General features: G+C 39.9%; 25 protein-coding genes. 14 read left to right on the top strand and 11 right to left on the bottom strand.

Annotated features, from left to right (window positions below; all coding sequences use genetic code 11):
• Window positions 1-7 precede the first annotated feature (7 nt).
• Window positions 8-1,063: a dTDP-glucose 4,6-dehydratase gene (gene rfbB, locus AMD27_RS00365; RefSeq protein ID WP_067654817.1), complete on the bottom strand. Its 1,056-nt coding sequence runs from the start codon at window positions 1,061-1,063 to the stop codon at window positions 8-10.
• A gap of 314 nt (window positions 1,064-1,377) precedes the next feature.
• Between rfbB and AMD27_RS00360 the strand changes: the two genes are divergently transcribed.
• The 5 genes from AMD27_RS00360 (at window position 1,378) to AMD27_RS00340 (ending at window position 6,857) form a co-directional block, all read left to right on the top strand.
• A complete protein-coding gene (locus AMD27_RS00360; protein WP_067654814.1) occupies window positions 1,378-2,478 on the top strand; it encodes a polysaccharide biosynthesis/export family protein in 1,101 nt (366 codons plus the stop codon).
• A 1-nt stretch (window position 2,479) separates the two neighbouring features.
• A complete protein-coding gene (locus AMD27_RS00355) occupies window positions 2,480-2,908 on the top strand; it encodes a low molecular weight protein-tyrosine-phosphatase (RefSeq protein WP_067654811.1) in 429 nt (142 codons plus the stop codon).
• Between the two features lie 19 nt (window positions 2,909-2,927).
• The gene (locus AMD27_RS00350; RefSeq protein ID WP_067654808.1) at window positions 2,928-5,117 is read left to right on the top strand and encodes a polysaccharide biosynthesis tyrosine autokinase; all 2,190 of its coding nucleotides are present in this window, start codon (window positions 2,928-2,930) and stop codon (window positions 5,115-5,117) included.
• Between the two features lie 280 nt (window positions 5,118-5,397).
• The gene (locus tag AMD27_RS00345; RefSeq protein WP_067654805.1) at window positions 5,398-6,105 is read left to right on the top strand and encodes an FKBP-type peptidyl-prolyl cis-trans isomerase; all 708 of its coding nucleotides are present in this window, start codon (window positions 5,398-5,400) and stop codon (window positions 6,103-6,105) included.
• 62 nt (window positions 6,106-6,167) lie between these two features.
• The gene (locus tag AMD27_RS00340; protein WP_067654802.1) at window positions 6,168-6,857 is read left to right on the top strand and encodes an FKBP-type peptidyl-prolyl cis-trans isomerase; all 690 of its coding nucleotides are present in this window, start codon (window positions 6,168-6,170) and stop codon (window positions 6,855-6,857) included.
• Window positions 6,858-6,943: 86 nt separating this feature from the next.
• On the opposite strand, the gene murJ is transcribed toward AMD27_RS00340, so the two are convergent.
• Both murJ and ampD read right to left on the bottom strand, forming a co-directional pair.
• Window positions 6,944-8,497, bottom strand: coding sequence for a murein biosynthesis integral membrane protein MurJ (gene murJ, locus AMD27_RS00335; protein WP_171254762.1), 1,554 nt, complete (start codon window positions 8,495-8,497; stop codon window positions 6,944-6,946).
• 78 nt (window positions 8,498-8,575) lie between these two features.
• On the bottom strand, window positions 8,576-9,124 hold the full coding sequence (gene ampD, locus AMD27_RS00330; RefSeq protein ID WP_416202808.1) for a 1,6-anhydro-N-acetylmuramyl-L-alanine amidase AmpD: 549 nt from the start codon (window positions 9,122-9,124) through the stop codon (window positions 8,576-8,578).
• 188 nt (window positions 9,125-9,312) lie between these two features.
• On the opposite strand from ampD, the gene nadC reads away from it, so the two are divergent.
• Window positions 9,313-10,161 (top strand): carboxylating nicotinate-nucleotide diphosphorylase, encoded by an 849-nt coding sequence (gene nadC, locus AMD27_RS00325; protein WP_067662610.1) that lies wholly within the window; start codon window positions 9,313-9,315, stop codon window positions 10,159-10,161.
• Window positions 10,162-10,292: 131 nt separating this feature from the next.
• Entirely contained in the window at window positions 10,293-12,152 is a 1,860-nt protein-coding gene (locus AMD27_RS00320) for an LTA synthase family protein (RefSeq protein WP_067654793.1), read from the top strand.
• A 78-nt stretch (window positions 12,153-12,230) separates the two neighbouring features.
• On the opposite strand, the gene AMD27_RS00315 is transcribed toward AMD27_RS00320, so the two are convergent.
• From AMD27_RS00315 to AMD27_RS00305, 3 genes are all read right to left on the bottom strand, one after another.
• Window positions 12,231-12,422, bottom strand: a complete 192-nt coding sequence (locus AMD27_RS00315) for a hypothetical protein (protein WP_067654790.1) — start codon at window positions 12,420-12,422, stop codon at window positions 12,231-12,233.
• Window positions 12,423-12,581: 159 nt separating this feature from the next.
• A complete protein-coding gene (gene rph / locus AMD27_RS00310) occupies window positions 12,582-13,298 on the bottom strand; it encodes a ribonuclease PH (protein WP_067654787.1) in 717 nt (238 codons plus the stop codon).
• A 176-nt stretch (window positions 13,299-13,474) separates the two neighbouring features.
• Window positions 13,475-14,173 carry a hypothetical protein gene (locus AMD27_RS00305; RefSeq protein ID WP_067654784.1) on the bottom strand — a complete coding sequence of 233 codons (699 nt, stop codon included), beginning with the start codon at window positions 14,171-14,173 and terminating at the stop codon, window positions 13,475-13,477.
• A gap of 3 nt (window positions 14,174-14,176) precedes the next feature.
• Here AMD27_RS00305 and AMD27_RS19260 point away from each other — a divergent pair, with 3 nt between their 5' ends.
• Entirely contained in the window at window positions 14,177-15,643 is a 1,467-nt protein-coding gene (locus AMD27_RS19260; RefSeq protein WP_171254757.1) for a hypothetical protein, read from the top strand.
• 38 nt (window positions 15,644-15,681) lie between these two features.
• Window positions 15,682-16,689, top strand: coding sequence for a hypothetical protein (locus tag AMD27_RS00295; protein ID WP_067654778.1), 1,008 nt, complete (start codon window positions 15,682-15,684; stop codon window positions 16,687-16,689).
• A 195-nt stretch (window positions 16,690-16,884) separates the two neighbouring features.
• On the opposite strand, the gene AMD27_RS00290 is transcribed toward AMD27_RS00295, so the two are convergent.
• Window positions 16,885-18,027 (bottom strand): fatty acid desaturase family protein, encoded by a 1,143-nt coding sequence (locus tag AMD27_RS00290; RefSeq protein WP_067654776.1) that lies wholly within the window; start codon window positions 18,025-18,027, stop codon window positions 16,885-16,887.
• Window positions 18,028-18,080: 53 nt separating this feature from the next.
• A complete protein-coding gene (locus tag AMD27_RS00285; RefSeq protein WP_067654773.1) occupies window positions 18,081-19,103 on the bottom strand; it encodes a ferredoxin reductase in 1,023 nt (340 codons plus the stop codon).
• Between the two features lie 171 nt (window positions 19,104-19,274).
• On the opposite strand from AMD27_RS00285, the gene AMD27_RS00280 reads away from it, so the two are divergent.
• Window positions 19,275-19,925, top strand: coding sequence for a TetR family transcriptional regulator (locus AMD27_RS00280; protein WP_067654770.1), 651 nt, complete (start codon window positions 19,275-19,277; stop codon window positions 19,923-19,925).
• An 87-nt stretch (window positions 19,926-20,012) separates the two neighbouring features.
• Here AMD27_RS00280 and AMD27_RS00275 read toward each other — a convergent pair whose 3' ends face one another.
• A complete protein-coding gene (locus AMD27_RS00275; RefSeq protein WP_067654767.1) occupies window positions 20,013-20,630 on the bottom strand; it encodes a thiol:disulfide interchange protein DsbA/DsbL in 618 nt (205 codons plus the stop codon).
• A gap of 188 nt (window positions 20,631-20,818) precedes the next feature.
• Here AMD27_RS00275 and ubiG point away from each other — a divergent pair, with 188 nt between their 5' ends.
• The 4 genes from ubiG (at window position 20,819) to AMD27_RS00255 (ending at window position 24,033) form a co-directional block, all read left to right on the top strand.
• Window positions 20,819-21,535: a bifunctional 2-polyprenyl-6-hydroxyphenol methylase/3-demethylubiquinol 3-O-methyltransferase UbiG gene (gene ubiG / locus AMD27_RS00270; RefSeq protein WP_067654764.1), complete on the top strand. Its 717-nt coding sequence runs from the start codon at window positions 20,819-20,821 to the stop codon at window positions 21,533-21,535.
• Window positions 21,532-22,218, top strand: a complete 687-nt coding sequence (locus tag AMD27_RS00265; protein ID WP_067654761.1) for an HAD family hydrolase — start codon at window positions 21,532-21,534, stop codon at window positions 22,216-22,218. Before ubiG ends, AMD27_RS00265 begins: the two co-directional genes overlap by 4 nt.
• A 69-nt stretch (window positions 22,219-22,287) precedes the next feature.
• Window positions 22,288-23,034, top strand: coding sequence for a YciK family oxidoreductase (locus AMD27_RS00260; protein ID WP_067654759.1), 747 nt, complete (start codon window positions 22,288-22,290; stop codon window positions 23,032-23,034).
• A gap of 78 nt (window positions 23,035-23,112) precedes the next feature.
• The gene (locus AMD27_RS00255; protein ID WP_067654756.1) at window positions 23,113-24,033 is read left to right on the top strand and encodes a polysaccharide deacetylase family protein; all 921 of its coding nucleotides are present in this window, start codon (window positions 23,113-23,115) and stop codon (window positions 24,031-24,033) included.
• 60 nt (window positions 24,034-24,093) lie between these two features.
• Here AMD27_RS00255 and dnaJ read toward each other — a convergent pair whose 3' ends face one another.
• A complete protein-coding gene (dnaJ, locus tag AMD27_RS00250) occupies window positions 24,094-25,215 on the bottom strand; it encodes a molecular chaperone DnaJ (protein ID WP_067654753.1) in 1,122 nt (373 codons plus the stop codon).
• A gap of 91 nt (window positions 25,216-25,306) precedes the next feature.
• Complete coding sequence (locus tag AMD27_RS00245) at window positions 25,307-25,684, bottom strand: hypothetical protein (RefSeq protein WP_067654750.1); 378 nt, start codon at window positions 25,682-25,684, stop codon at window positions 25,307-25,309.
• Window positions 25,685-25,701 lie beyond the last annotated feature (17 nt).

Here is a 25,701-nt window from a genome sequence, read left to right as displayed (position 1 = left end):
ATCAATCCTAGTATTGCTTCGTCAACCAGTTTTGATATTCACCACTTTTTACATGGTCCACCCATTGGGTATTATTCAAATACCATTCAACTGTTTTGCGAATACCAGTTTCAAAGCTTTCTTCAGGTTTCCAGTCCAGCTCGTTAGCCATTTTCGACGCATCAATGGCATAGCGTAAATCGTGCCCTGGACGGTCTTTTACAAAAGTGATTAAAGAGGCATAAGGTGTGTTATTCGCTTGAGGGCGTAATTCATCCAAAATAGAACAAATGGTTTTCACCACATCTATATTTTGCTTTTCATTGTGTCCACCAATGTTATAAGTCTCACCTACCACACCTTCAGTCACCACTTTATATAGCGCTCTGGCATGATCTTCAACATAAAGCCAATCGCGGATTTGATCGCCCTTTCCATAAATAGGAAGTGGCTTAGCCTCAAGTGCATTTAAGATGACCAATGGGATCAACTTCTCTGGAAAATGATAAGGGCCATAATTGTTTGAACAATTGGTCACAATCACCGGTAAGCCATAGGTTCTATGCCACGCCCGAACCAAATGATCTGAACTGGCTTTACTCGCTGAATAAGGTGAGCTTGGCGCGTAAGACGTGGTTTCAGTAAACAAGTCCGTGGTGCCTTCTAAATCACCATAGACCTCATCTGTTGAAATATGATGAAAGCGGAATTTTTGTTGTTTTGTTTCATCCAGATTTTGCCAATACTGACGTGACACTTCAAGAAGTGTATAAGTCCCAACAATATTGGTCTGAATAAACTCAGAAGGACCATCAATAGACCGATCTACATGAGACTCAGCAGCAAGGTGCATGACCAAATCAGGTGCAAAAGTAGCAAAAATTTGAGTTAAAGCAGCAGCATCACAAATATCCACTTGAGCGAAGTGGTAGCGCTCATTTTGGTCAATCTCTGCCAGAGACTCTAAATTGCCTGCATAGGTGAGTTTATCGATATTAATAACTTCATTTTCTGTATTTTTAATAATATGTCGAACCACGGCAGAACCGATAAAGCCCGCACCACCTGTCACTAATATTTTCATTTTTACCTATAAACCCTTTTTTACATGTTTGAATTAAAAGCACGAATGCTATTGATCAAAAATGTTATTTAAAATGTATTTCTGTAGTGAGTCATATCACATTCATTATAAAATTTAATCAATACGCATTTTTCATATCGATTTCGCATAATTATACCGAATCCTTATGATATTGAACATACGGTCAAATGCTCTAAACACATCATTTCATCACTTAACATTAAACAATATGCAAGAACTTAAATTTAGAATAGAATTTGCTGCATATAGAAACACTCCAAGCAACAATATATTACAAATTAAGGGTTTTGAATGTGAATTACAAAAGCACATCACTTTTTCTAGCAATTTCTTTTTTATTTTCAGGGTGTGCGATCACTTCGGGTCTGCAAACCTACGATTTGCCAGAACAAGGTGCGTACACCACTGAGCAAGGATCAAGTTTGTCGGTGGTTCAACTGAATCAACAAAATGTGAATGCTTCTGCTTTTAATCATGCGCAAAACTCACATTCGTCTGCGATTTCACATCTATTTAATGGTAATCAACGCGCTTATACCCTAAGCGCAGGTGATGTACTCTCGATCCAACTTTGGGCCTATCCTGAAATTACCCCGCCTATTCAGGATATATCTAATATTAAAGCTTCAGGTTATCCGATTGATTCGAGCGGTAATGTCCAGCTCCCATTGATTGGTCAAGTGCGTATTGCAGGCAAAACGTTGGCAGAGACGAATCGCTTTTTACGTAGTCAGTTTGCGCGTTATTTAAAACACCCCGATGTTGTGGTTCGGGTACTGTCTTATGAAGGACGCCGTTACTTCGTCAATGGTCAAGTGATGAAAAGTGGACAGTACACTTTGAATGATCAACCGATTAGTATTTATACGGCACTCGGTCAAGCGGGAGGTATCAATACTGAAACGGGTGATAACACCAATATTCAACTGATTCGTCAGGGTCAAACTTACGACCTCAACGCAGTGCAATTGGAAAAACAAGGTTTTTCTTTGCATAACTTACTGATTCAACCGAATGACACCCTATTTGTAAACACCAAACAAAATCAAAAGCTTTATGTCATGGGTGAATCAAGTAAGAGTCAGGCGATTGCACTACGTGATCAAGGCATGACCTTAAGTGATGTACTTGGTGAAAGCGAAGGCATTAATCCTTACTCAGCGAGTGCTGCCAAAATTTATGTGATGCGTACTGACCTCAAAACTAAACAGTCGACGGTTTACCACTTAAACTTAAGTAGTTTTGGTAACTTAGGCTTGGCCAATCAGTTTGAAATGCAAAAAAATGACATCGTGTATATTGATGCGACTGGCCTGACACGCTGGCAACGTGTAGTCAACCAAATTGTGCCGTTCTCAAGCGCATTGTACTCTTTTGATCAGCTAGGTAAGTAATATGCAGATTGAAAACATTTTAGTCGTCTGTGTCGGTAATATTTGTCGCAGCCCCATGGCTGAATACTTGGTTAAAAAGCAGCACCCTAAACTCACTATTGATTCAGCGGGGCTATCTGCGATGGTGGGGCACACTGCTGATGACAAGGCAATTGCCTGTATGGATACGCTGGATATTGATATGCGTTCTCATATAGCCAAACAAATTAGTGCAGAGTTGATCAAAAAAGCTGATCTGGTTTTGGTGATGAGCAGCAATCAACAAAAACATATCGAACAAAAATGGCCTTTTGCCAAAGGTAAAGTGTTTCGACTGGGTCACTGGCAAGGACAAAATGTGCCCGACCCTTACAAACATGATCAAGCTTTTTTTGAAGAAACGTGTCGTAACATTCAGTCTTATGTTGCGGATTGGCAATCACATATTTAAATTTATTTAGTAGTTTTTTATGAACCAAAATTCAAACATGAATGACGACACCATTGACTTAAAAGAGTTGTTTTTTTCACTAATTGCACAGTGGAAAGTGATTGCACTGTGTGTGATTTTAAGCTTAATTTGCGCTTTGCTGTATTTACGTGTCACTACCCCTGTCTACTCAACCGACGCTTTAGTACAAGTTGAGGAAAGTAAAGGTGCCGGTGCGGCAGCACTACTGGGCGACTTAAGCAAAGCCGTTCCGGGAGTTGGTGGAAAATCTCCTGCAGATGCAGAAATTGAAATTTTAAACTCTCGTATGATTTTAGGTACAGTCATTGAAGATTTGCGTCTGGATATTCGTATTCAAGACAATGAAGATACATTATTCAATCGCGTCTTAGAAAAGAGTCAGCGTGAAGTGAGCTATAATAATAATGTGGTCATTTTTAAGAATAAATCATCTGAATTTGTGGTTAAGACACTAGACGTTCCGACGTATTATGTAGACAAACCGCTTGAGTTACAGTTTAAGGATCAACAGCAATTTAGCTTAAGCTATAAAGATCAAGAAGTATTTAAAGGCACACTGAATAAACCCAACTCAGCTCAAGATAAATATGGCCAGTGGAAAGTTGAGCTCTACAACAAAACCCCATTTAAGCAAAGTTTTACGCTTAGAAAACTCTCTATGCCTTCGGCGGTGAATTTGGTCCGCTCACAATATGGCGTGGCTGAGCGTGGCAAACAATCTGGCGTGATTGGTTTAAGTTACAATGGTACAGATCAAGAACATATCACTAATGTTTTAAATAACATTCTCACCGTCTACCAAACTCAAAACGTAGAACGAAAAAGTTTAGAATCGAAACAGACCTTAAGTTTCTTAGATAAACAGTTGCCTGAACTTAAACAGCAGCTCGAAGCATCTGAAATTAAGTTCAATCAGTTCCGAGAAAAATATAATACGATTGATGTGACACAAGAAGCGGAGCTGATGCTCAAGCAAAATGTTGAGCTTGCAAAAATTAAGATTGAGTTACAACAGCAACAAGCTGAATTGTCCTCTAAATACACCAATGATCATCCCTTACTTTCCGCGATCAATGCTCAGCTTGCTGAGATTAACAAAAAAACTGCTGAGATGACGCAAACAATTAAGCGTTTGCCAGAAACCCAGCGTCTATATTTGCAGTTGTATCGTGATGTAAAAGTCAATACTGAGCTGTATACGGCTTTATTGAATAGTTATCAACAGCTTAAAATTGCCAAAGCAGGTGAAATTGGTAATGTGCGTGTCATTGATCATGCCATTGAACCCGTTAAACCGGTTAAACCTCGCTCACTGATTGTGCTGATTCTGTCTATTTTTGTCGGTGGTTTTATTGGCGTACTGATTGCTTTGCTTCGTAATTTATTGCAATCCGGTATTAAAGATTCAACTCAAATTGAAAATGAATTTGGACTACCTGTGTATGCCACAGTACCTCGTTCGCCTATTCAAGAAAGTCGCATGAGCAATATCAAGAAGAAGAAAAAAATTCCTATTCTTGCAATGAAAAACAGTGAAGATGTGGCCGTAGAAAGCTTAAGAAGTATTCGTACAGCGATTCATTTTGCCTTAGCCAATGCAAAGAATAATGTGATTGCCATTTCAGGCCCAGCACCTGAAGTGGGTAAATCTTTTATTTCGATTAACTTAGCCACGATATTTGCACAGAGCAATAAACGCGTTTTACTGATTGATGTTGATTTACGTCGTGGTTACTTGCATAAATATTTTGATCGTGACGTTAGCCCTGGTCTGACTGAAGTAATGAATGGTGACATCACAATTGAAAATGCGATTTATGATACGGGTATTGCAAATTTAGACTATTTGGCACGCGGTAAAAGCCCAAGTAACCCATCTGAGATGTTAAGCTGCCAACAATTTCAAGACTTGCTTGAAAAACTCTCTACACAATATGATCATATCATTATGGATACTCCGCCAATACTGGCGGTAACCGATGGTATTATTCTTGCGCAGTACTCTGGTGTAAATTTACTTGTTGCTCGTTATGCCAAGACCCATATCAAAGAACTTGAGCTGTCGATTGCTAAATTTGAGCAAGCGGGAACTAAGGTCAACGGTATTATTCTCAATGACGTACGTGCGACACCTGGCGGCGGCGGTTATAACTACTCGTATGCCTATGCTGCCCATAAAGATGATTAATTGACACAATTAAGCGTTCTCTTTATAAAGCCAGATTTCGATCTGGCTTTTTTATATGATGTTTTCAAACAAGTGATTACTCATAGCGTATTTGGGGAGTGATGGTCAAAGATTTGAATTTTTTTCTATGAAATAGATATATTTTATATACTCAAAAGAATACGCCAAATTGTGTATTTTTGGTTGATTTTATTGAAATTGTATATCGTTTCTTCTGTAGACGTTATATGCTGTAACTGTGAAGCTATAGCAAATTTAAGATTAAAAATTGGGAAAACTCATGAGTAAAGCCTTACCCATCGCTGTTGCAGTTCTACTAGGCGGCGCTGCACTTGTACCTGTTTATTATGCGACGCAAAACCCTGCGGATGCTGCAAAAAGTGTCATGAAAAAAGATTCACCACCGGTTGAAAAAATCAGTTATGCGCTGGGTTATGAAGTTGCAAGCCAAACTCCGCCTGAAGTCGATCTGGATACGTTTATTACTGGTATTCGTGATGCGCATGCAAAAAAAGAGCGTGCCTATACGGATGAGGAATTACAAGCAGCCTATATTGAGTTTCAAAAGCACATGGTCGAAAAGCAAGCCGCAGACAGCAAAGCTTTGAATTCAAACAATCAAACCTTCTTGACCGAAAATGCAAAAAAACCAGGCGTGCAAACTACAGCCTCAGGTTTACAGTATAAAGTGACGAAGCAAGGTACAGGTAAACAACCGACTGCATCTTCTGTCGTGACTGTGCATTACACTGGTAAGCTTCTCGATGGCAAAGTGTTTGATAGTTCAGTAGAACGTGGTGAACCGATCGAATTTCCACTCAATCAAGTTATTCCGGGCTGGACTGAAGGTCTACAGCTGATGAAAGAAGGGGGCAAGGCCACGCTTTATATCCCCTCGCAATTGGCTTATGGGGAACAAGGTGTTCCAGGCACCATTCCTGCCAATAGCACTTTGGTATTTGATGTTGAGCTGATCAAAGTCAACTAAGACCCATAAAAAGAGAGCATCGGCTCTCTTTTTTTACCTACGTTTTAAGAGATCAACATAAAATGAAAAAAATAGCCCTATGTACTGGCATGTTGTTACTTGGCTCTACCAGCTTTGCCAATACCATTAACAATAAAAGCCCAGAAAAGGATCAGCTCGGTTATAGTTATGGTTATGTCATGGGCCGTACCAATGCTGAAACACTCAAATATATCAACCTTGAAGCCTTTATTCAGGGTCTAAAGCAAGGATCAAACGGTCAACAACCTAATTTGACTGAGCAAGAAATGGCGCAAGCGCTTACGCAATATAAAAAGAGTAATGAATCAAAACAGTTGGAACAGTTTAAGCAACTGGCTGCAAAAAACCTTAAAGAAGGCGAAATATTCTTGGCCAACAATGCTAAGCAAGCAGGTGTCATGACGCGTCCAAGCGGATTGCAATACCAAATGCTAAAAGCAGGCAACGGTCAAACCCCCAAAGCGACTTCAAAAGTCAAAGTCGACTATGAAGGTCGTTTAATTGATCAGACCGTATTTGACAGCTCCATTGCCCGCAATCAATCTGTAGAGTTTCAAGTCAGCCAAGTGATTGCAGGGTGGACTGAAGGTTTACAATTGATGAAAGAAGGTGCTAAATATCGCTTCTTTATTCCAGCTCGATTGGGCTATGGTGAAATAGGTTCCGGCGATTCAATTGCACCGAATAGTACGCTGATTTTTGATGTAGAACTGATTCAAGTCTTACCCTAATATTAGCGATTTAACGTTTAGTTTGAGCCATAAAAAAACATCGCCTGAGCGATGTTTTTTATTTTAAGCGTTGAATCTGTGCGTGATCAGGAATGTTTTAAATGACGTGGTCTGAAACCAGAAATCAATAAACCCATTGCATATGCCACTACACCAAGTACGCACAGCCCAATCACTTCAAGCACGCGTAACCAAGGTGCAAGTGTGCCATCATACCAAGTCAGTCCATACCATAACGCAGCCACCATCACTAAATTTCCAATGATGAATTGAACAAATAGCATTTTCCAATGGGATCCAAAGCGGAAGATGTTACGCTTATGCAAATAAAAATACAGCATGCCTGCATTGACGAGTGCCGAACCTGAAGAGGCAATCGCCAAAGCCATATGCTGTTCTTGCCAGCCGATATATTTGAAAAAGTTAATCAAGATCACGTTTAAAATGGCATTCGCGGCAACCGCCATTAAGCCAACTCTTACAGGAGTTTTGGTGTCTTGAATGGCATAGAAACCCGGGGCAAAGACTTTAATCAGCATAAATGCCAATACGCCCGCACTCATGCATTGTAGTGCCAAAGCCGTCATTTGAGTGTCATGTAGGGAAAAAGCACCATGTTGAAATAGCGCTTGAATGATGGGTGTTGATAACATAAACAGTGCAATGCTGGCTGGAATCCCTGCGAAGACAATGACACGTGCAGCCCAATCCAGCATGTCTTTAAATTTGTTTTGATCTTGTTCAGCTTTACGCATAGACAGTGCCGGTAAAATCACCGTACCAATCGCCACGCCAATCAAGCCCAAAGGCAGTTCGGTCATACGTTCCGCAGTATATAACCAAGATACAGAACCATCTTGCATAAAGGATGCCCAAATGGTGTTCAGTAGTAAATTGATCTGAGTGACAGACACACCAAACAAAGCGGGCAACATCAATTTTAAAATGCGCTCGACACCTTCATGCTTGAAATCCACCTTTGGGGGAATCAAAAGTTTCTTACGCCAAAGCTCTGGAATTTGAAGTGCGAGTTGCAATATTCCTGCGACAACGACGGCCCAACCCAGCGCCATAATCGGTTCAGCCATATAGGGCGATAACCACCAAGCCCCTGCAATCATGGTGATATTGAGCAGTACTGGTGCAAATGCGGGTGTGGTAAATGAGCCATAGCTATTTAATATACTGCTGGCAAAAGCCGTGAGCGACATAAACAACAAATATGGAATGGTTAAGCGAAAAAGATCGACTGCCAAATCAAATTTCAGCGGATCATTGTGAAAACCCGGTGCATAGATATATAAAATAGCCGGTGCGATCACCATACACAGCACGGTTAAGCTGGTCATGACCACCAACAAACAGCCAAACACCCGACTAATCAGAATTTGGACTTCGGCATGTAATTTACTGGTTTTATATTCGGTGAGCACCGGAATAAAGGCCTGAGAGAATGCGCCTTCGGCAAACAGGCGCCTGAAAAAGTTCGGAATACGAAAAGCCACCACGAAGGTATCGAAATCTTTACCTGCACCAAAGACATTAAGTAAAACCATGTCACGAACCAGTCCCAATACCCGAGACAACATGGTCATTGCACTGACTATAAAGGTGGATCGCCAAAGCGCCATCGTATTCACCAACTTAAAAGAATGTCGTTATTGTAATGAAACTCAAAAAGAATTTCGTTATTTGATGTTCAGGTTTATTGCTCAATTTTAAGCTGTTTTGATCTGATTGAGTAAGCTGCGAAAATGTGCCCATTGAAAATGCGGTCCCGGATCAGTTTTACGACCTGATGCGATATCGGAATGCCCAGCAATATGATTCATCACTTTTGGATAAGCCTGCTGTAAAGTGGCCACCACTTGTGCCAGTACTGTATATTGGACAGCCTCAAAATCGGTATCATCACTGCCTTCCAGCTCAATGCCAATAGAGTAGTCATTACACTCTTTTTGCGCCAAATAACTTGAACGCCCGGCATGCCAGGCTCGATCATGAAAATTGACAAACTGTAGTACCTCGCCACTGCGCAAAATCAGCAAATGGGTCGAGACTTGCATGCCTTCAATGGTTTTAAAATAAGGATGTGCCGAGCCATCTAATTGATTTTGAAAAAACTGCTCAATATAGCCTCCACCAAATTGCGAGGGCGGTAAACTGATATTGTGAATCACCAACAATTGAATCTCGGTCTGTTCAGGTCGCTGATTAAAATTCGGTGAAGCAATCCATCTCGCACCTTGCAACTGCCCGTTGATCACTTGGAATAGTGGTACTTGGAATGGTGGTGCTTTCAATTGCGCTGCTCCATAGACTTGAGAGATTATTATCCCTGCATTTTATCGTAATTCAGCCTATGCTAAACCTTTTCGAAATAAAAACAGCACAGAATCATTCAGGGTAATGCTAATATATTGCTCATTTTTTAGCTATTCAGCATAGGGACATGATGAGCATACCGCAACCTTTACTTGAGCAAGCCATTCAAATCAATATTCAACAGGCTTTAGCTGAAGATATTGCAGATGGTGATATTACTGCCCTACTCACGCCTGAAAATGAACAAGCCAACGCGAGTATTTTAACGCGTGAACCTATGGTTTTGGCTGGTCAGCCTTGGGTCAATGCCTTAATTCAGCGCTTTGATGCAAATGTTCAGATCAATTGGCTCAAAAATGAGGGCGATGTCGTTCACGCCAATGAAGTTTTTTTACAACTTTCCGGTTCAGCACGTAGCTTACTGACCGTTGAACGCGCGGCTCTCAATTTTATTCAAACCTTATCTGCTGTAGCGACCAAAACAGCAGAGTATGTTAAACAGCTAGAGGGTTTAAACACACGGCTCCTCGATACCCGTAAAACCTTACCCGGTTTACGCATTGCACAAAAATATGCGGTTGCTATTGGTGGTGGAAAGAATCACCGTTTAGGGCTTTTTGATGCATTTTTAATTAAAGAAAATCACATTATGGCCGCAGGTGGCATTCAGCAGGCGATTGCACAAGCACGTCAGATCGCACCGAATAAACCTGTCGAGGTTGAAGTTGAAACTTGGGATGAGCTGAATCAAGCACTTGAAGCAGGTGCCGATATTGTCATGCTAGACAACTTTAGCCAGCAGCAAATGATTGATGCCGTGAAGCATGTCACTGGGCGATGTAAACTGGAAGCATCTGGAAATATTACCATTGATAATTTACGCGAAGTGGCGACGACAGGCGTTGACTATATTTCCATGGGTGTCTTGACCAAAGATGTGAAAGCCATTGATTTGTCGATGCGCTTTCAAGCTGAGTAAGTGGTTCAGCTCAGTTGAATGGGATCACCGTGTTTTGATCGAAATGACGTGATCTCCTCCAGCACACGTCATTGAAAAAAAGGAGCGACACCCTATAATAGTCAGCTCCTTTATTCTTATATTTGATCAAAATGTCCACATTCAAACAGCAGGCATGGTTCTTTCTTGTCTCGCTACTCTCTGTTGTCATTTTTTTCTTTTATCAAGAAGATTTACAGCGTTTCTTAAAATTATCTGATGCTCAATTTAAGCTCAGACTCTATAAATATAGCTTTTCAGTATTGATCAACTTTGCACTGATTAGCTTGGTCTATTTGTGTTTAAGAAAAACTTGGATCACGCTATTTTTGAGTCAGTCTGTATTTTTCAGCCTAACCTTCATCAACATTAAAAAAGAACAATATTTATCAGCAAGCCTAGTACCCAGTGATTTTTTATTGTTACCAGAGACCTTAACGGCAGCCCCATTTTTGCTTAAAGTCTGTGTCTTTATCGGGCTGGGTGTATTCTTTGTCTTAGCGGTACTTTTATACCGAAAAGAAAAAATAGAACCGTTGAAATTACTCATTCCAAATAGTCTCATTTCACTGGGTTTACTCAGCTTTTTTGTCAGTGCCAATTTCAGCAATAATTTTAGCGAATACTGTACAGCCAACAGACAACAATTGATTTGCCCTTATGCACATGCGCTACCGAATACCAGTGGTGATTGGGTCGGCGATCATCTCACCATTAAAAATATGGGCTATATGAGTTTTTTTGTGTCCAAGTCTTTGGACAGTGTAAATACCAAAATTTTTAAAACGGAAGATATTGCTGAACCGCACATTCAATCGATTTTAAAAATGCCCCAGCACAATAATGCCGTCACGCCAGTGGTTACTGCTGAGACGCTACAACCAAATGTTATTTTTGTGATGAGTGAAGCGCATTGGGATGCTCGACAGCTGGATAAAAGTATTCCTCGAAATATTACCCCCACGCTTGATCGATATCAGGTGGCAAATTTCTTATCACCGTCTTTTGGTGGTGGCACCGCAAATGTTGAATTTGAAGTCTTAACCAGTCTCAATGTCATGCTCAATCACAATGAGTTGGCTTATGTGTCAAAACTCAAGCGCCCGACCTATTCATTGGCGATGCACATGAATCAGCTAGGCTATGACACAACCGCGATGCATAACAACGGTAAATATTTTTATAACCGCAGTGCGGTCTATAAGAACCTTGGCTTTAATCGTTTTACATCGATCGAAAATATGGTCAGTGCTACCGATCGTAAAAAATTCACCAATCAAGGGGGCTGGGCCAATGATGATCTGATTTATCAAAGTATTTATGCGCAACTGCAAAAATCAGTCGATCAGCCCCAATTTATTTATGCCATCACGGTGGAAAATCACTTCAATTACAATGATGATCGTTTTGGGAAAGATAATTTTAAAATCACAAAATCTGGTATTACAGACCTGAACAAACGTCAGTTAAACACCTATTTATCAGGTATGCAACGCGCAGATCAGCAATTTAAACAGCTGATTGCTGAAGCCAAAAAAATCGAACGCCCGACCCTGATCATTTTCTTTGGCGATCATTTACCGAATCTTGGCGAAGTGTTTGATCAATACGGTTTCTACGCCAATGCCGAACAAAAGACACAGAAAAACCATGCTAAATTTTTCAGCACCCCTTTAGCGGTATGGAGTAATTTCCCCATCGATAAAGCTCAGTTTGACGGCGAATTTGTACCTGCGCATTTCTTAGGACAAAAAGTACTGACTGCAGCCAAGCTTCCATCTTCACCTTATTATGATGTCATCGCGAGTGTAAATGCGTGTTATCGTCAAATTCACCAAACAGGTACAGCTATCGATGCAAAATGTTCGAATAATCCAGCCGAGGTTTTACAGCAGTACAAAGACTTGAATATGGACGTGCTAAACGGAAAGAATTTTACTTATAACGCTTTAAATCCTGAAAAAGCTTTGTAGGAGAATCTCTAAAATGAGGCTCCATTTGGCATAGGTTCATTATCAGCTTATCGATAAGCTGATAGCAAAACATTCAGCTTAATCGTCTTCTTTTTGATTTTTATTCTCGCCGCGCTTATTGTCGTTATCGTTATCGTTATCGTTATCGTTATCGTTAACAAAATTTTGATTCAAAACCGATTCTTTTTCATTGTTTTCACGATCACTACGTGAATCACATGCAGTCATAAATACGGCAAAAATACACATTAAAATCATCGCCAACTTCATATTCATTCCTCTTTATTGGTAAATTACTTACAGCTCAATCTATTTTTATCTTATTTAAGTTGACGCTTTTATTCTGTAGATTTATTTTAATCAAAACCATCTCACCCTTCCATAAAAAAACGCATCAAGCGATGCGTTTTTCAATGTGCTGAGTGCGAATTACCAGCCTAAAGCCTCTTGTTGTTTTTTCACAAGCATTGCAATACCCTTTTCCGCCATATCTAACATGGCATTCGACTGTGCACGAGTAAATGGTTTTTCTTCAGCAGTCCCCTGAATTTCAATAAATTCGCCTGCTTGCGTCATCACCACGTTTAAGTCGGTTTGGCAGTTTGAATCTTCTTCGTAGCAAAGATCAAGCAGGACTTCATCTTGGAAGATCCCGACAGAAACCGCAGCAACCAAACCTTTCAACGGATCTTGTTTGATTTTCTTTTTCTCAAGCAATACATTCATGGCATCAATCAAAGCCACGGCTGCACCCGTAATGGCTGCGGTACGTGTACCACCATCGGCTTGAATCACATCACAGTCAATCGTGATCGTATTTTCACCGAGCTTTTTCAAATCAACCATGGCACGTAAGCTACGACCAATCAGACGTTGAATTTCTTGGGTACGGCCGCTTTGCTTACCACGTGCTGCTTCACGATCACTACGGGTATGCGTTGAACGTGGCAACATGCCGTATTCAGCCGTGACCCAACCTTGTCCCTTACCTTTCAAAAAGCGAGGTACAGAGTTATCAATACTTGCAGTACAAAGCACTTTAGTATGACCAAATTCGACCAATACTGAACCTTCTGCATAACGCGTGTAGTTACGGGTAATTTTTACATCACGTAGTTGGTCTAATGTACGTTGGTCAATACGCATGATTTGGCCTATATGGTTTTAAAAAATATTGCGAGGAATTATAGCAGATCCAACAGAAATGGTTTTGTTACGAGTAGCGTTTTCGGACTGGCGTTAGCATATTTAAAATATAATCATAAAAGGATAAGTTAAATTTAGAATTTTACTTATCCTTATTTCAGATAACACCCATTATGTTAAATAGGCTCAAAATTAGGCGGAACTTCTTTTAATTCGATTGCTTTATTATGTGTATTAGGGATGTGGCCAAAGACATATTCATCTTTGCTTTGAAAGAAGATATCAAAGCTTTGACTCATGAGTGAGTCGACTTGGCTTTGCTTTTGATAGATCGGTGTAATTCGATTGATGTAGTGGTTCATCCAATCAGTTTGGTTTGCAAAGACTGAGTAATCTTTAAGATCGAGATATAGGTTTTTTAAGTCCAACGTAATGCTTTCTACATTAGGATTAAACATCCAAACGGTGATGTCCATCGGTTCTACAACCGTCATGCTGTAGCTTTTCTCATCATCGATCCGTTCGACTTTATATAGTTGAGCACCTTTTTCGCTGTAGCTTGAGCATAGTAGTTTGGTGTTTTGCACCTGAAAGTGATCAGTACCGATTTCGTGTTCTCGAATTTGGCGTGAAATTTCTAAACATTGAGGTAAAGATTCTAATTCTGATCGAGCGAATTCTTTAAATAAAGCGATGCTGCGATTGATCACATAGCTTTCGCCTGTACCGGTAATGATTCCCTCATCCCATGCATGGATTTTTGACGTTAAATTGTCTATTAGCTGATTTGGTTGGTCTTCTTTGAGTATGATTTCCTTATTGTCTGCTGCGACAATGATGCTATCATTCAGTTGAATTGCTATGATGAAAGTCATACTTTGATTAAAAATATTGAATTATTATGCATTTATAATAAGCTAAATTTTGTTTTAATTTTAAAAAACTATAAAAAAGGTAAATCTATGGCTGGTGGTTCTCAAATCATAATTAATAAGAATGGGATTACATTCATTACGCCTGCAAAGTTTGAGGCGAAAGCAGGGCAACACAAGTTTGTTGGTGGAAAAAAAGTGCTAAATGATTTACCAATTTTACCACTACCGATTTTGAGTAAAACAGAGTGCCCTCTAAGCTTTAAATTTGGAAAAAATCCAACGTCAAATAATCAATCTAATTTTACGGATAAAAATAGTATTAAATCCCGAGAAAGTGGTAGTCTATATCTTAATCAATATCCGCCACAGCCGACTTCAGCAGCTAGTCTAAAGCAAAATGTTCAGTCATACCCTCCAATTCCCATAATCGATTTGTCAAAAATTAAAGGGCATAGCTGTACTATTATTCCTTCATTTAAGAACAAAGTAACACTGCCAAACTTGTCAGGAACATATTACAAAACTAAATACCCTGCAGGAGGACCTGATGGAGTTACTTATTCCCCTGAACATGAAAAGTATAAAGCTCAATATCACATTGATATAGATCAGAAAGGTCAAAAAATTTCAGTTCCTATTCGTAATTTTGCTGTTGCTAAAGGCAGGTTAGTAGATTTAGAGTTTGATCAAAATAAAAATACTTTGACAGCATCGATAAAGATTAAGTTATTTGCTTGTAAAGTTATAGATTTAGTTACAGGGGAGGAAATCGAATATAATTCAGATATACATAGTGGTATTCAGGATAATTTTAAATTCGAGAAAAGAGAACTGACTGAAGAGTTAATTAGTATTGTTAAAGAAAAAGAAAGATTAGTTAACTCTATTCTTAATAAAGATGGATTTTATTTATCACCTAAAAACTGCCATTTATCTGGTGGATGTACTTGTAAAGTTGCTGTGATATTTAAGGTTGAATATAGTTTCACAGCCACAAAACCCTCTGTTTTCGGATCAAAAGATGATGAGGTGTTTTTCTTTAAATTTGCAAAAAGACAAGATGCGAAACATTGGAGTGAGTTCGAGGTTAAATATGTAACCACCACAACTCCAACAAGCTATTCTTATGAAAATGGGAGTGTTGTAACTAAAGGTGGAGAATTAATAAAAGAAAAACAAATTTTCGAAACCGCTACTATTTTTTGTCATGAATCTGCTCATCTTTTTGGATTTCCTGATGAATATTTTGCTAATGGCGGTGCAGTACATAAAATGTACGTTGGTTCTGATAATTATATTGATGTAAAAATAATAGAACCTGAAAATGATTGGAAAAGGCATGCTCAAGGTAATTTAATGTCTAGTCCAAATCCTAATCAGTTACCATTAATACATGCATACTACTATGAAGAATACAGAAAAATATTTGAACAACAAACTCGACTTGAGTGGGAAATAAAAAGAATATGAGCAAGTATCTTTTAGTTTTAGTTCTAGGAATTACGAATATGACTCAAGCAAATGAGCCAATAATAGAAAATATTTATACATTTTATCAGGTTAAACCTTCTTCGACTTATCCAGAAAATTCATTTACTTTTGCTACAACTGCTGAAAATCAACTTTATACTGCTGATTTAAAAGGGACAATTGAAGTAAATAAAATTAATAAACCTAATCCTCATTTTGGGGTGTATTTAATTCCTCTAAGTAAAGACTTAATTCAACGTCTTAATAGAGTCAATAATTTATTAGCAAATAAAAAACGTATGGCTGCTTTTAAAGAAACTGGCTATATGCATTTTAATTACAGTATTAAAAAAGGATTAAGTGATTATTCTGATTCTATTTATTTTTCATTAGCTGACGACTTTAACACTGATTTTAGGCAAGAAAACTTAAGCAAAGAACTCCGTGATTTAAATAAAACTGCACATATTATTGGAAAAACACTGCAGGAAGTTGCTAGTTTTTCTAATAAAGATAGACAGCTTTACTCAACTATCAAGACCAGTCATTCAATCGAGCAATTAAAGGATGGCTTAAAAGTAAAAATGATTTTTAAAAGCATAGGCAATACAGGTGCTTCTATATCCCATCCAGCTAAGTGGAAAAAATTAGAAGCAGGTTCAGATATACAAGCTTTTGATCAATGGGCCAAAATATCTTATGGCGGTGTATATAACAATGAATCCTACTCACTTGATCTTTATCTTTTACCTGAATATTTAGACAAGACATCCTTAAGTGAGGATGAAGTCAAAAATAAAGATTTTTTAAAAATTAAACCTAATACAGTTAGAACAATATCTTTCATTATTCCATATAAAAATATTTCATTTTATTCTGCCAAAGATGAAACTTTTTTGGGTTGGAATGAGGGAAATAGAGATTCACAAGGTCGAATATTATTCGACCATTCTGCTATAAGTGGCTCTTGGTACTTAGAGATTTATATGAGTATTTTTTCAAAATATGTTTTACATAAAGGTGAAGAATTAACTCAACTTAATTAAGTTACCTAAAATTAACAAAATACACCTTATGCGAATTCTGAATCTTATCCTGATTTGATTTAATTACAGATCACCACTCTTTAAGCCCATTCATCACCGAATGGGCTTTTTTGTGGATTTCTACCGTTCCACGAATAAAATTTAGCCAATATTCCACAATATTGGTGAATTAAATAATATAACCCAAGTCTAACCTTAAGCAAACAGCCCTTTCAACTTTTGCCAAGAATTACTGATCGAATCATTCACCGATTGTGGTAATGAGCACTTCGCCAACCGCACCCATACACTGCCAAACTGCTGCATAAAGTTGGCTTCGTTATAATTGATGTCATATTCAGCACACAGTGCTTTGATTTTTGGTGCCGCTTCGGCATAGCGGTTTCCAGGCATGTCTGGAAATAGATGATGTTCAATCTGATGACTCAAATTACCACTTAAAATATGCAGCCAATCTGTGCCCGTAAAATTACTTGAACCTCGGATTTGGCGTAAATACCATTCAGCTCGGGTTTCGTTGTCGGTATTGTCTGCTTCAAAAGTTTCAGCATCTTCAGTAAAGTGACCATTAAAAATCACCGCGGATGCCCACAAGCTGCGAATCACATTGGCGACCGCATTTCCTGCAAATACCGGCAATGCATTAGGACCTGCAATGACAGGGAAAAATACATAATCCTTTAGCACCTGACGGCGCACTTTTTTACGAAATTTGCTCGAATCTGCCCAGACTTGTTTCCATGTTTTGGTTTTATAAACCAAAGCATCTTCTAAATGTAAATTTTGCATTCCCACATACCATTCAAAAAACACCATGAGCTGAATCGCAAGAGGGATATTGAGTAAAAAACGTGGCTCCCAAGCCTGTGATTGACTCACCCGAAGCAAGCCGTAACCCACATCATGGTCTTTACCCACAATATTGGTATAGGTATGATGGATATAGTTATGCGTGTATTTCCAGTCATCACCTGTGGACATGGTATCCCAATCATAATTGGCACCGTTTAAGGAAGGATCATTAAGCCAATCAAACTGACCATGCATCACGTTATGACCCAGCTCCATATTCTCCACAATTTTAGAGAGTCCCAAAAGACCTGTACCGACAAGCCATACAGGTGGAATCCACCCCCCAAACATCAGTAATGCACGTGATGAAATTTCGCTATAACGGACAAAGTTACGGATCTTGTAAATATATTGGGCATCTTTCTCGCCAATATCCGCCATGATCGTTTGACGAATCTCTTCAACACGGCGACCAAACTCTGCCACTTGCTCTGGGTTTAGATGTTTAGATTTGCTTGAACTTGGAAATGTGACTGACATATTCATCGTTATTCTCACTTTTACATGGCTGTTCTATCAGCCCGTTAAAGAATTCATATTTATAGGTTAATGACCACGGGGCTGACTGCTTGGCTAATACACAGTTTAATTTGAGTATTGCTGCCGTGATCGATTTCACCGGTGAATACATTTTTGGTTGAACCACTGATTTTGGTACAGGTACAGGTATTACAAATACCCATTCGACAACCATGGGTAGGTTTTAGTCCAGCTTGCTCAGCACTGACCAATAAATTTCGATCTGCTGTGAATTCCACTTGCGAGCGCTGAAAGCGAATGGGTTGAGTGGGTAGACTCTCGTCTACATTCAACTGGAAATATTCTTGTTTAAGCTGTGCAGTTAAGTTTTGCTGCTGATAAATCTGATTGAGGCTTTGCATCATGCCAGCCGCACCGCAGGCATAAGTCATGGCATTTTTATAATCTGGGCACAGCTGTGTTAATAGATCTAAGTCCAAATGCTGTTTCTGGGCTACCGTATTTATATGATGATAATGAAACTGCGAATATTGCTGTGCCAGTGCCATCAACTCCACGTGGAACGCATCATCACGGGTGAAATAGATCAGGTCAATTGAATTCGAATTTGAAGCAAGTGCTTGTTTGAGGAGTGCATAAATAGCAGTAATCCCACTCCCCGATGCCATCAAGAGTAAAGGCGTATCCGTAGCATCTAAAACAAAATCACCTTGAGGTACTGAAATTTCAACAACTGCACCTTGCTCTAAGCGATGAAGCACATGAGAGACTTTACCTTGAGCTTTTACCCCAAGAATAAGATCACCATTGCCCAATACCTCGACAATAGAATAACTGCGCTGCTGACGAATACCAGCAACCACCACAGTCAGTAAAATACTCTGCCCCGCTTTCACCGTTTGATGGGGGAAATTACGGTTCGGACGAAGCTGAATTTTGACAAAATCTGTGCTGAGTGGATCGATCTTCACTACTGTGGCTTTGATTCTTTTCCAAGCCCAAACAGGGTTGATCTTTTCAGCAATAAAATCGACAAAATCCTCACGGATCCATTCAGGTTTGTAAGAGATATAACTGCTCATGGCGTTCCTCTTTATCTTTCAATTTAATTGAGTGAACATACGTTCTTATAGTGAACAGTTGTACACTAAGCTTATTTGTATACTGAGTCAACACCTGTTCACTGACATTGGTCGTTTAATTTGTGACATTTTTTGATAGACTCATCCCGATCAAATATTTTAGGTATAACGATGTCTATTCGGGATGAACGAAAACAGCAAAGTCGTCAGGCTTTATTAGATGCTGCGCTCAGTTTAAGCACATCGGGTCGTTCATTTAGTAGCATTAGCTTGCGTGAAGTCGCTCGCGAAGTTGGTTTGGTGCCTACGGCGTTCTATCGGCATTTTCAAGATATGGATGAGCTGGGTCAGGAATTGGTCGATCAAGTAGCCCTGTATCTAAAAACTGTACTGCATCAACTCGGTCAAGGTTTAACCCAGCCTGAAGCCAAAGCAGAAACCAGTATGGCTTTGTTTTTTGACGCGATTGATCACAACGCGATGCCTTGGATTTTTATGATCGCGGAGCGTTGGGGTGGTTCAGAAATGGTTCGCCGTGCGATTGCCCGTGAAATTGAATTTTTAAATATTGATCTGGCACAAGACTTAGAAAAATTCGAAATTATGCAAAATTTCCACCATGCAGATGATTTAAAAGTGCTCTCCAATATCTTGATCAATTTATGTTTCACTTGGGCCATGTCGTGGATTACGTTAAGCAGGCAGTATTCGGGCATGGAACTTGAATTACAAAAATTAGTCCTCAAAAAGCAATCGATTACCCAAGTTCTACTGATTTTTAAGGGTATTGTAAATTGGCAACCCACAGCGCAAGCTGAGTAAAACGATCATTCCAGATCTGCTGGTCATGTCAGTATTTTTTTCTGCAATAAAAAGCCCCACATAATGCAGGGCTTTTTTTAACTTAGATTATTTGGCTTTACGTTCTTTATTTAATAGGTATTCAACCACTTTCACCACTTTACCATCATCGCCTTGCACCACATATTTACCATTGACTACCACTGCAGGTACGCCGGTCAATTGGTATTGCTGTGCCAGTTTATTGGCTTGTGCCACTTTTGCAGTAATCGCAAATGAGTTGTAAAGACTGTTAAATTTCGCTTCTGGTATGCCATATTTGGTGAAGAATTTGGCTTGAGATTTTTGGTCGAAAATCTGCTGGCCATTGTCATGAATCGCATGGAACAATGGCAAATGGGTACGCTTACGGACACCAAGTGCTTCAGAGACATAATAACCACGCGCATTTTGTTCCCAGACTTTATTCATTGCGGCAGGTGTACGCACAAAATTGACATCTTTAGGGATTTTTTTCAGCCATGCTTGCATATGTGGCTCTAAACTAAAGCAATGGCCACAGCCGTACCAAAAGAACTCACGAACTTCGAGTTTGCCTGCAACCTCCACTTTGCCTGGATTCTGTACCACGGTATAGTCTTTACCTTCGACAAAGTTTGCCATTGCAGCACTTGAAAGTGCCATCAATACAGCCGCTGTCACACCGCCTAAAATCAATTTTTTCATTGCGTTTTTATCCTCTGAATCATTTTGTCTAGCTTATGGCCTCACTATAAAACAAATATGGGAAAATCGTTTTCCTTCTGTGAACTTTTTTATATGATTTATCGCTTTTTTTAGAATTGACGCTACACTAACCCGCATAGACTTCATTTTTTTCATTTTATAAAACTAACTCTGCTGAGGTGGCTCCAATGACGCAACTTAATGTTGATCCACAAGAAATTGCTAAATTTGAAGCGCTTGCATCGATCTGGTGGGATCAGCATTCAGAGTTTCGCCCGCTGCATCAAATTAACCCGCTGCGTTTAAATTGGATTGATGAACACGCAGGCGGTTTAAGCGGTAAAAAGATTTTAGATGTGGGCTGTGGGGGCGGTATTTTGGCAGAAAGCATGGCACGCCGCGGTGCAGACGTATTGGGCATTGATATGGGGCTTGCACCTTTAAATGTTGCACGCCTGCATGCAGAACAAGAAAATGTCACCAATATTGAATACCGTCAAATTCCAGTTGAACAGCTCGCTGAAGAACAAGCGGGTCAATACGACATTGTGACCTGTATGGAAATGCTCGAACATGTTCCAAATCCTGCATCCATTATTCAAGCCTGCCAAAAATTGGTAAAACCCAATGGTCATGTGTTTTTCTCGACCATTAACCGTAATCCAAAATCCTATTTGTTTGCGATTATTGGCGCAGAATATGTACTTCGTCTACTGAAAAAAGGCACGCATGATTATCACAAATTCATTAAGCCTTCAGAGCTTGCACATGACATTCGTGGGGCAAATTTAAAACTTAAAGACATGACTGGTTTACATTACAACCCACTCACCAAAAACTATTGGCTTGCACCAAACGTCGATGTGAATTATATGGTTTATACCGTAAATGAGGTGGCTGAATGAAAGCGGTTCTGTTTGATTTAGATGGGACTTTAATTGACACAGCGGCAGATTTTATTCGCATCATTCAAGACATGTGCCGCGCAGAACAACGCACTGTGGTCGATGCAGCCTTGATTCGCAGCCAAGTGTCCGAAGGCGCACGCGCCATGGTCAAATTGGTTTATCCTGAACTTGAGGTCGATGATCCTGTATTTTTGGCCCATCGGCAGCGTTTTTTAGATATTTACGGCGCAGATATCGCTGTAGACACTGATCTTTTTGAAGGGATGTATCCGCTTTTAGAGGCATTAGAAACCAAAGGTATTCCTTGGGGAATTGTCACCAACAAACCGCGTTGGCTCAGTGAAGCATTACTCAGTGCTTTAAATTTAAGTGAGCGCTGTGCTGTTTTGGTTTGCCCTGAAGATGTTAAAAACACCAAGCCTGATCCAGAGCCGATGTATTTGGCTGCCAAGCAAATTCAGATCAATGCCCAAGATTGCATTTATGTCGGCGATCATCCCCGTGATATCGATGCAGGTCGCAATGCAGGTATGTATAGCATTTTGGCCGCTTACGGTTATTTACCTTTAGAACACAAAGATGACTTAACAGCGTGGCATTCAGATTGTATAGTGGAGACTGTGTCGCAATTACATCAAGTGATCTTTGAACTGCTTGATGTCAATCAAAAAACTGCTTAACCATGCTTCGTAATGCTTAATACTAATTAACAATGATATTGAGAAAAACCAATAATAAGGAGGTCGTCTATGAACTATTCAGAATATCAACCTCGCCCTGACTTATTGAAAGATAAGATCATTTTGATTACTGGTGCGGGTGATGGTATTGGTCGTGCTGCTGCCCTGAGCTATGCCTTACATGGTGCTACAGTGGTGCTTCATGGACGTACTTTAAATAAACTTGAAGTCATTTATGACGAAATTGAAAGTTTAGGTGCGCCGCAGCCTGCCATCTTGCCTTTACAGCTCTCGACTGCCAACTCACATGACTATGAACTGCTCTATGACACGCTAGCGCAGCAGTTTGGTCGCTTAGACGGTATTTTGCATAATGCGGGCATCTTGGGCGAGCGTGTTGAATTGGCACATTATCCGATTGAAGACTGGGATGATGTGATGGCAGTTAACCTCCGTGCACCCTTTGTGATGACGCAGGAATTGATGCCTTTACTGCAACAATCAGACAATGCATCTGTGGTTTTTGCCAGCTCAGGCGTAGGACGTGAGGCTCGCCCGAAATGGGGTGCGTATTCTGTGTCTAAAATTGCCATTGAAGCGGTGAGTCAAATTTTTGCCAAAGAAAATGTGTATCCGAATATTCGTTTTAACTGCATTAATCCAGGGGCGACACGTACAGCGATGCGAGCGAAAGCCTATCCTGACGAAGATCCGAAGATTTTGGCGACCCCTGAAATGATTATGCCAGCGTACTTGTATTTAATGGGTGAAGACAGTTTAGACATGAATGGTCAAAGCATTGATGCGCAAGCTTGATGCTCACTGAGTAAAAAAGGAGATCAATATGGTCTCCTTTTTTCATCTCTATTCAATTAAAAAAGTAGAATAAGTAAGATGCTTAATAAAATTTTAATGAGTTGTTTTTTAGTTCTGTGTACTGTGTGTACTCAGATAAGCGCAAAAAGCTTAGCTTTAAGTTTTGATGATGGATTAGATCCTTCTTTAAATCCTGATGCACAGCAAATTAATCACGATATATTAAAAGCGCTAAAACAGAATCAAGTTCAAGCCATTCTTTATCCAAGCCTCAGTAAAATTGGCGGAAATCAAGGCTTAAGCCTCGTGGCCGAATGGGGGCAACACGGACATCGGATTGCCAATCATGGCAACTTACATCTCAACCTCAATAAAAATGAAGTGAGTTTAGACGCTTATTTACATGATATTCAGCAAGGGCACGAGGCATTTTCGACATTAGACGGATTTGTAGCGCGCTATCGTTTTCCATTTCTGAAAGAAGGCAATACATTAGAGAAAAGAGATGGTGTGAGGCGTTGGATTAAAGACCACCACTATCAGTCAGGTGCTGTAAGCATTGATGCAAGTGATTGGTATTACAATCAATTATTTCTTAAATTTCAGCAAAATAATGACGCTAATAGCTTGAAAAAATTAAAGCAAGCTTATATTTCTCATCTACTTGATCGCGCAAAATATTATGATGGCTTAGCCATAGAGACATTAGGTCGTTCACCCAAACACATTCTTTTACTGCATGTGAGAGCCATCAATGCAGCATGGCTCAAAGATGTGATTGCGGCTTTTCAGGATTCAGGATGGCAATTTATAGACAGTGATTCAGCCTATCAAGATCCGCTTTATACAATTGAGCCTCAAGCTCTGCCGGCTGGTGAAAGTATTCTTTGGAATATCGCAAAAAATTATGGTGTGCCTAATTTAAGGTATCCCGCAGAAGATGCAGGCTATGAATATGCGCATTTAAAAAAGATGGGCTTAGATATTCAGCTTCAATAAAAACCAATCTACAGAATTTAAAAAGCCCGACTCATGGTCGGGCTTTTTTCATCTGATCAATTAGTCAAACAAACGGTCGAAGAATGATTTTTTCTTCGGTGAAGACTTACTGTCTTCTCCATCCATCGACTCTTGCAATTCTTTTAACAGCTCACGCTGGCGTGAGGTTAAATGTACGGGCGTTTCAACCACAACACGGCAAAGTAAGTCACCTTGCATACTGGTACGAACAGGTTTTACACCTTTACCCCGTAGACGGAACATTTTGCCCGTTTGTGTACCTTCAGGCACTTTCAAGTTCACACGACCATCCAGTGTTGGAATTTCAATTTCTTTACCCAGCGCTGCATCTGCAATGCTAATAGGTACGTCCATATACAAGTCCGCACCATCACGTTGGAAGATTTCATGCTCGCGCACATTAACTTCAACGTATAGATCACCTGACTGACCATCACGAATCGCTTCACCTTTAGCGGTTAAACGTACACGATCGCCATTGTCCACGCCTGCAGGAATGGTGACTTCAAGGGTTTGTTGACGGTCTTTGACACCCGAACCATGACAAGTTCCACATGGGTTCTTGATGATTTTACCTTGTCCACGACAGCTGCTACAGGTTTGCTGAACAGAGAAGAAACCCTGTTGCATACGCACCTGACCTGCACCATGACAGGTTTTACAGGTTTCAACATCTTGCGGGTTTTTAGAGCCTTTGCCATCACAAGTTTCACATGGCGCAGGTGCGGTAAAGGTAATGGTTTTTTTAACGCCTTTAACCGCTTCTTCTAAGCTGAGTTCTAAAACATAACGTAAGTCAGAACCGCGCTTTTGACGTTGCTGGCCACCACGGCCACCCCCACCAAAAGCACCACCGAAGATATCACCAAACTGACTGAAAATGTCTTCTGCGCTGAAACCACCACCGCCACCGAAGCCACCTCCGCCCATGCCGCCTTCAAATGCATTATGTCCCATACGGTCATACATACTGCGCTTTTCGCCGTCAGATAAAATCTCGTAAGCTTCTGCTGCTTCTTTAAATTTATCTTCAGCCTCAGCATTATCTGGGTTACGGTCTGGATGATACCTCATCGCCAACTTACGGTAGGCTTTTTTAATTTCATCATCACTAGCGGTTTTAGATACCCCTAAAACCTCATAATAATCACGTTTAGCCATGTCTGGCGATGCTCCACAAAAAATTGAGATTACTTCACTGCGAAGTATGTTGGGGTCATCACTCGATATTACAAGTCAATCTGATGTTTTTTTAGAAAACGGCTTTCTGCTGCATGTATTTACTCAAGCCTTTGAGCCATGCATTGAGTAAATACAACCATGCGACTGCACTGAAAATCACACCTAAAACGGTACAACTCTTGACCCAAAGCACACTGTCCCAGTAGATAAAAAGAGATGGGATAAACCATAAAGATGCAAAAAATGCCAAAATCAAAAACATAATCGCACTGCGCATAACCCAAAGCGCTTGCGCCTGCATCCAAACTTCAGCTGTATCTGAATGTGCCACTTTTCGAGACAAAAAATAGGCGACTACAGCGCTAAACACTGTAAATAATGCAACAAACATAAATACATAAGACAACGTCATAAACCGACGATGTCCTTCTAGATTGTCTCGCCCCATGGATACTTTTCGACCTC

Source organism: Acinetobacter sp. TGL-Y2 (assembly GCF_001612555.1).
Classification (GTDB): Bacteria; Pseudomonadota; Gammaproteobacteria; order Pseudomonadales; family Moraxellaceae; genus Acinetobacter.
This window is presented reverse-complemented; position numbering and strand designations above follow the sequence as displayed.

What these genes read in the sequence shown, in the direction of transcription:
- rfbB (WP_067654817.1), bottom strand. Translation starts at nt 1,063, where the DNA reads ATGAAAATATTAGTGACAGGTGGTGCGGGCTTTATCGGTTCTGCCGTG.
- AMD27_RS00355 (WP_067654811.1), top strand. Translation starts at nt 2,480, where the DNA reads ATGCAGATTGAAAACATTTTAGTCGTCTGTGTCGGTAATATTTGTCGC.
- AMD27_RS00350 (WP_067654808.1), top strand. Translation starts at nt 2,928, where the DNA reads ATGAACCAAAATTCAAACATGAATGACGACACCATTGACTTAAAAGAG.
- AMD27_RS00345 (WP_067654805.1), top strand. Translation starts at nt 5,398, where the DNA reads ATGAGTAAAGCCTTACCCATCGCTGTTGCAGTTCTACTAGGCGGCGCT.
- AMD27_RS00340 (WP_067654802.1), top strand. Translation starts at nt 6,168, where the DNA reads ATGAAAAAAATAGCCCTATGTACTGGCATGTTGTTACTTGGCTCTACC.
- nadC (WP_067662610.1), top strand. Translation starts at nt 9,313, where the DNA reads ATGAGCATACCGCAACCTTTACTTGAGCAAGCCATTCAAATCAATATT.
- AMD27_RS00320 (WP_067654793.1), top strand. Translation starts at nt 10,293, where the DNA reads ATGTCCACATTCAAACAGCAGGCATGGTTCTTTCTTGTCTCGCTACTC.
- AMD27_RS00315 (WP_067654790.1), bottom strand. Translation starts at nt 12,422, where the DNA reads ATGAAGTTGGCGATGATTTTAATGTGTATTTTTGCCGTATTTATGACT.
- rph (WP_067654787.1), bottom strand. Translation starts at nt 13,298, where the DNA reads ATGCGTATTGACCAACGTACATTAGACCAACTACGTGATGTAAAAATT.
- AMD27_RS00305 (WP_067654784.1), bottom strand. Translation starts at nt 14,173, where the DNA reads ATGACTTTCATCATAGCAATTCAACTGAATGATAGCATCATTGTCGCA.
- AMD27_RS00295 (WP_067654778.1), top strand. Translation starts at nt 15,682, where the DNA reads ATGACTCAAGCAAATGAGCCAATAATAGAAAATATTTATACATTTTAT.
- AMD27_RS00290 (WP_067654776.1), bottom strand. Translation starts at nt 18,027, where the DNA reads ATGAATATGTCAGTCACATTTCCAAGTTCAAGCAAATCTAAACATCTA.
- AMD27_RS00285 (WP_067654773.1), bottom strand. Translation starts at nt 19,103, where the DNA reads ATGAGCAGTTATATCTCTTACAAACCTGAATGGATCCGTGAGGATTTT.
- AMD27_RS00280 (WP_067654770.1), top strand. Translation starts at nt 19,275, where the DNA reads ATGTCTATTCGGGATGAACGAAAACAGCAAAGTCGTCAGGCTTTATTA.
- AMD27_RS00275 (WP_067654767.1), bottom strand. Translation starts at nt 20,630, where the DNA reads ATGAAAAAATTGATTTTAGGCGGTGTGACAGCGGCTGTATTGATGGCA.
- ubiG (WP_067654764.1), top strand. Translation starts at nt 20,819, where the DNA reads ATGACGCAACTTAATGTTGATCCACAAGAAATTGCTAAATTTGAAGCG.
- AMD27_RS00265 (WP_067654761.1), top strand. Translation starts at nt 21,532, where the DNA reads ATGAAAGCGGTTCTGTTTGATTTAGATGGGACTTTAATTGACACAGCG.
- AMD27_RS00260 (WP_067654759.1), top strand. Translation starts at nt 22,288, where the DNA reads ATGAACTATTCAGAATATCAACCTCGCCCTGACTTATTGAAAGATAAG.
- AMD27_RS00255 (WP_067654756.1), top strand. Translation starts at nt 23,113, where the DNA reads ATGCTTAATAAAATTTTAATGAGTTGTTTTTTAGTTCTGTGTACTGTG.
- dnaJ (WP_067654753.1), bottom strand. Translation starts at nt 25,215, where the DNA reads ATGGCTAAACGTGATTATTATGAGGTTTTAGGGGTATCTAAAACCGCT.
- AMD27_RS00245 (WP_067654750.1), bottom strand. Translation starts at nt 25,684, where the DNA reads ATGGGGCGAGACAATCTAGAAGGACATCGTCGGTTTATGACGTTGTCT.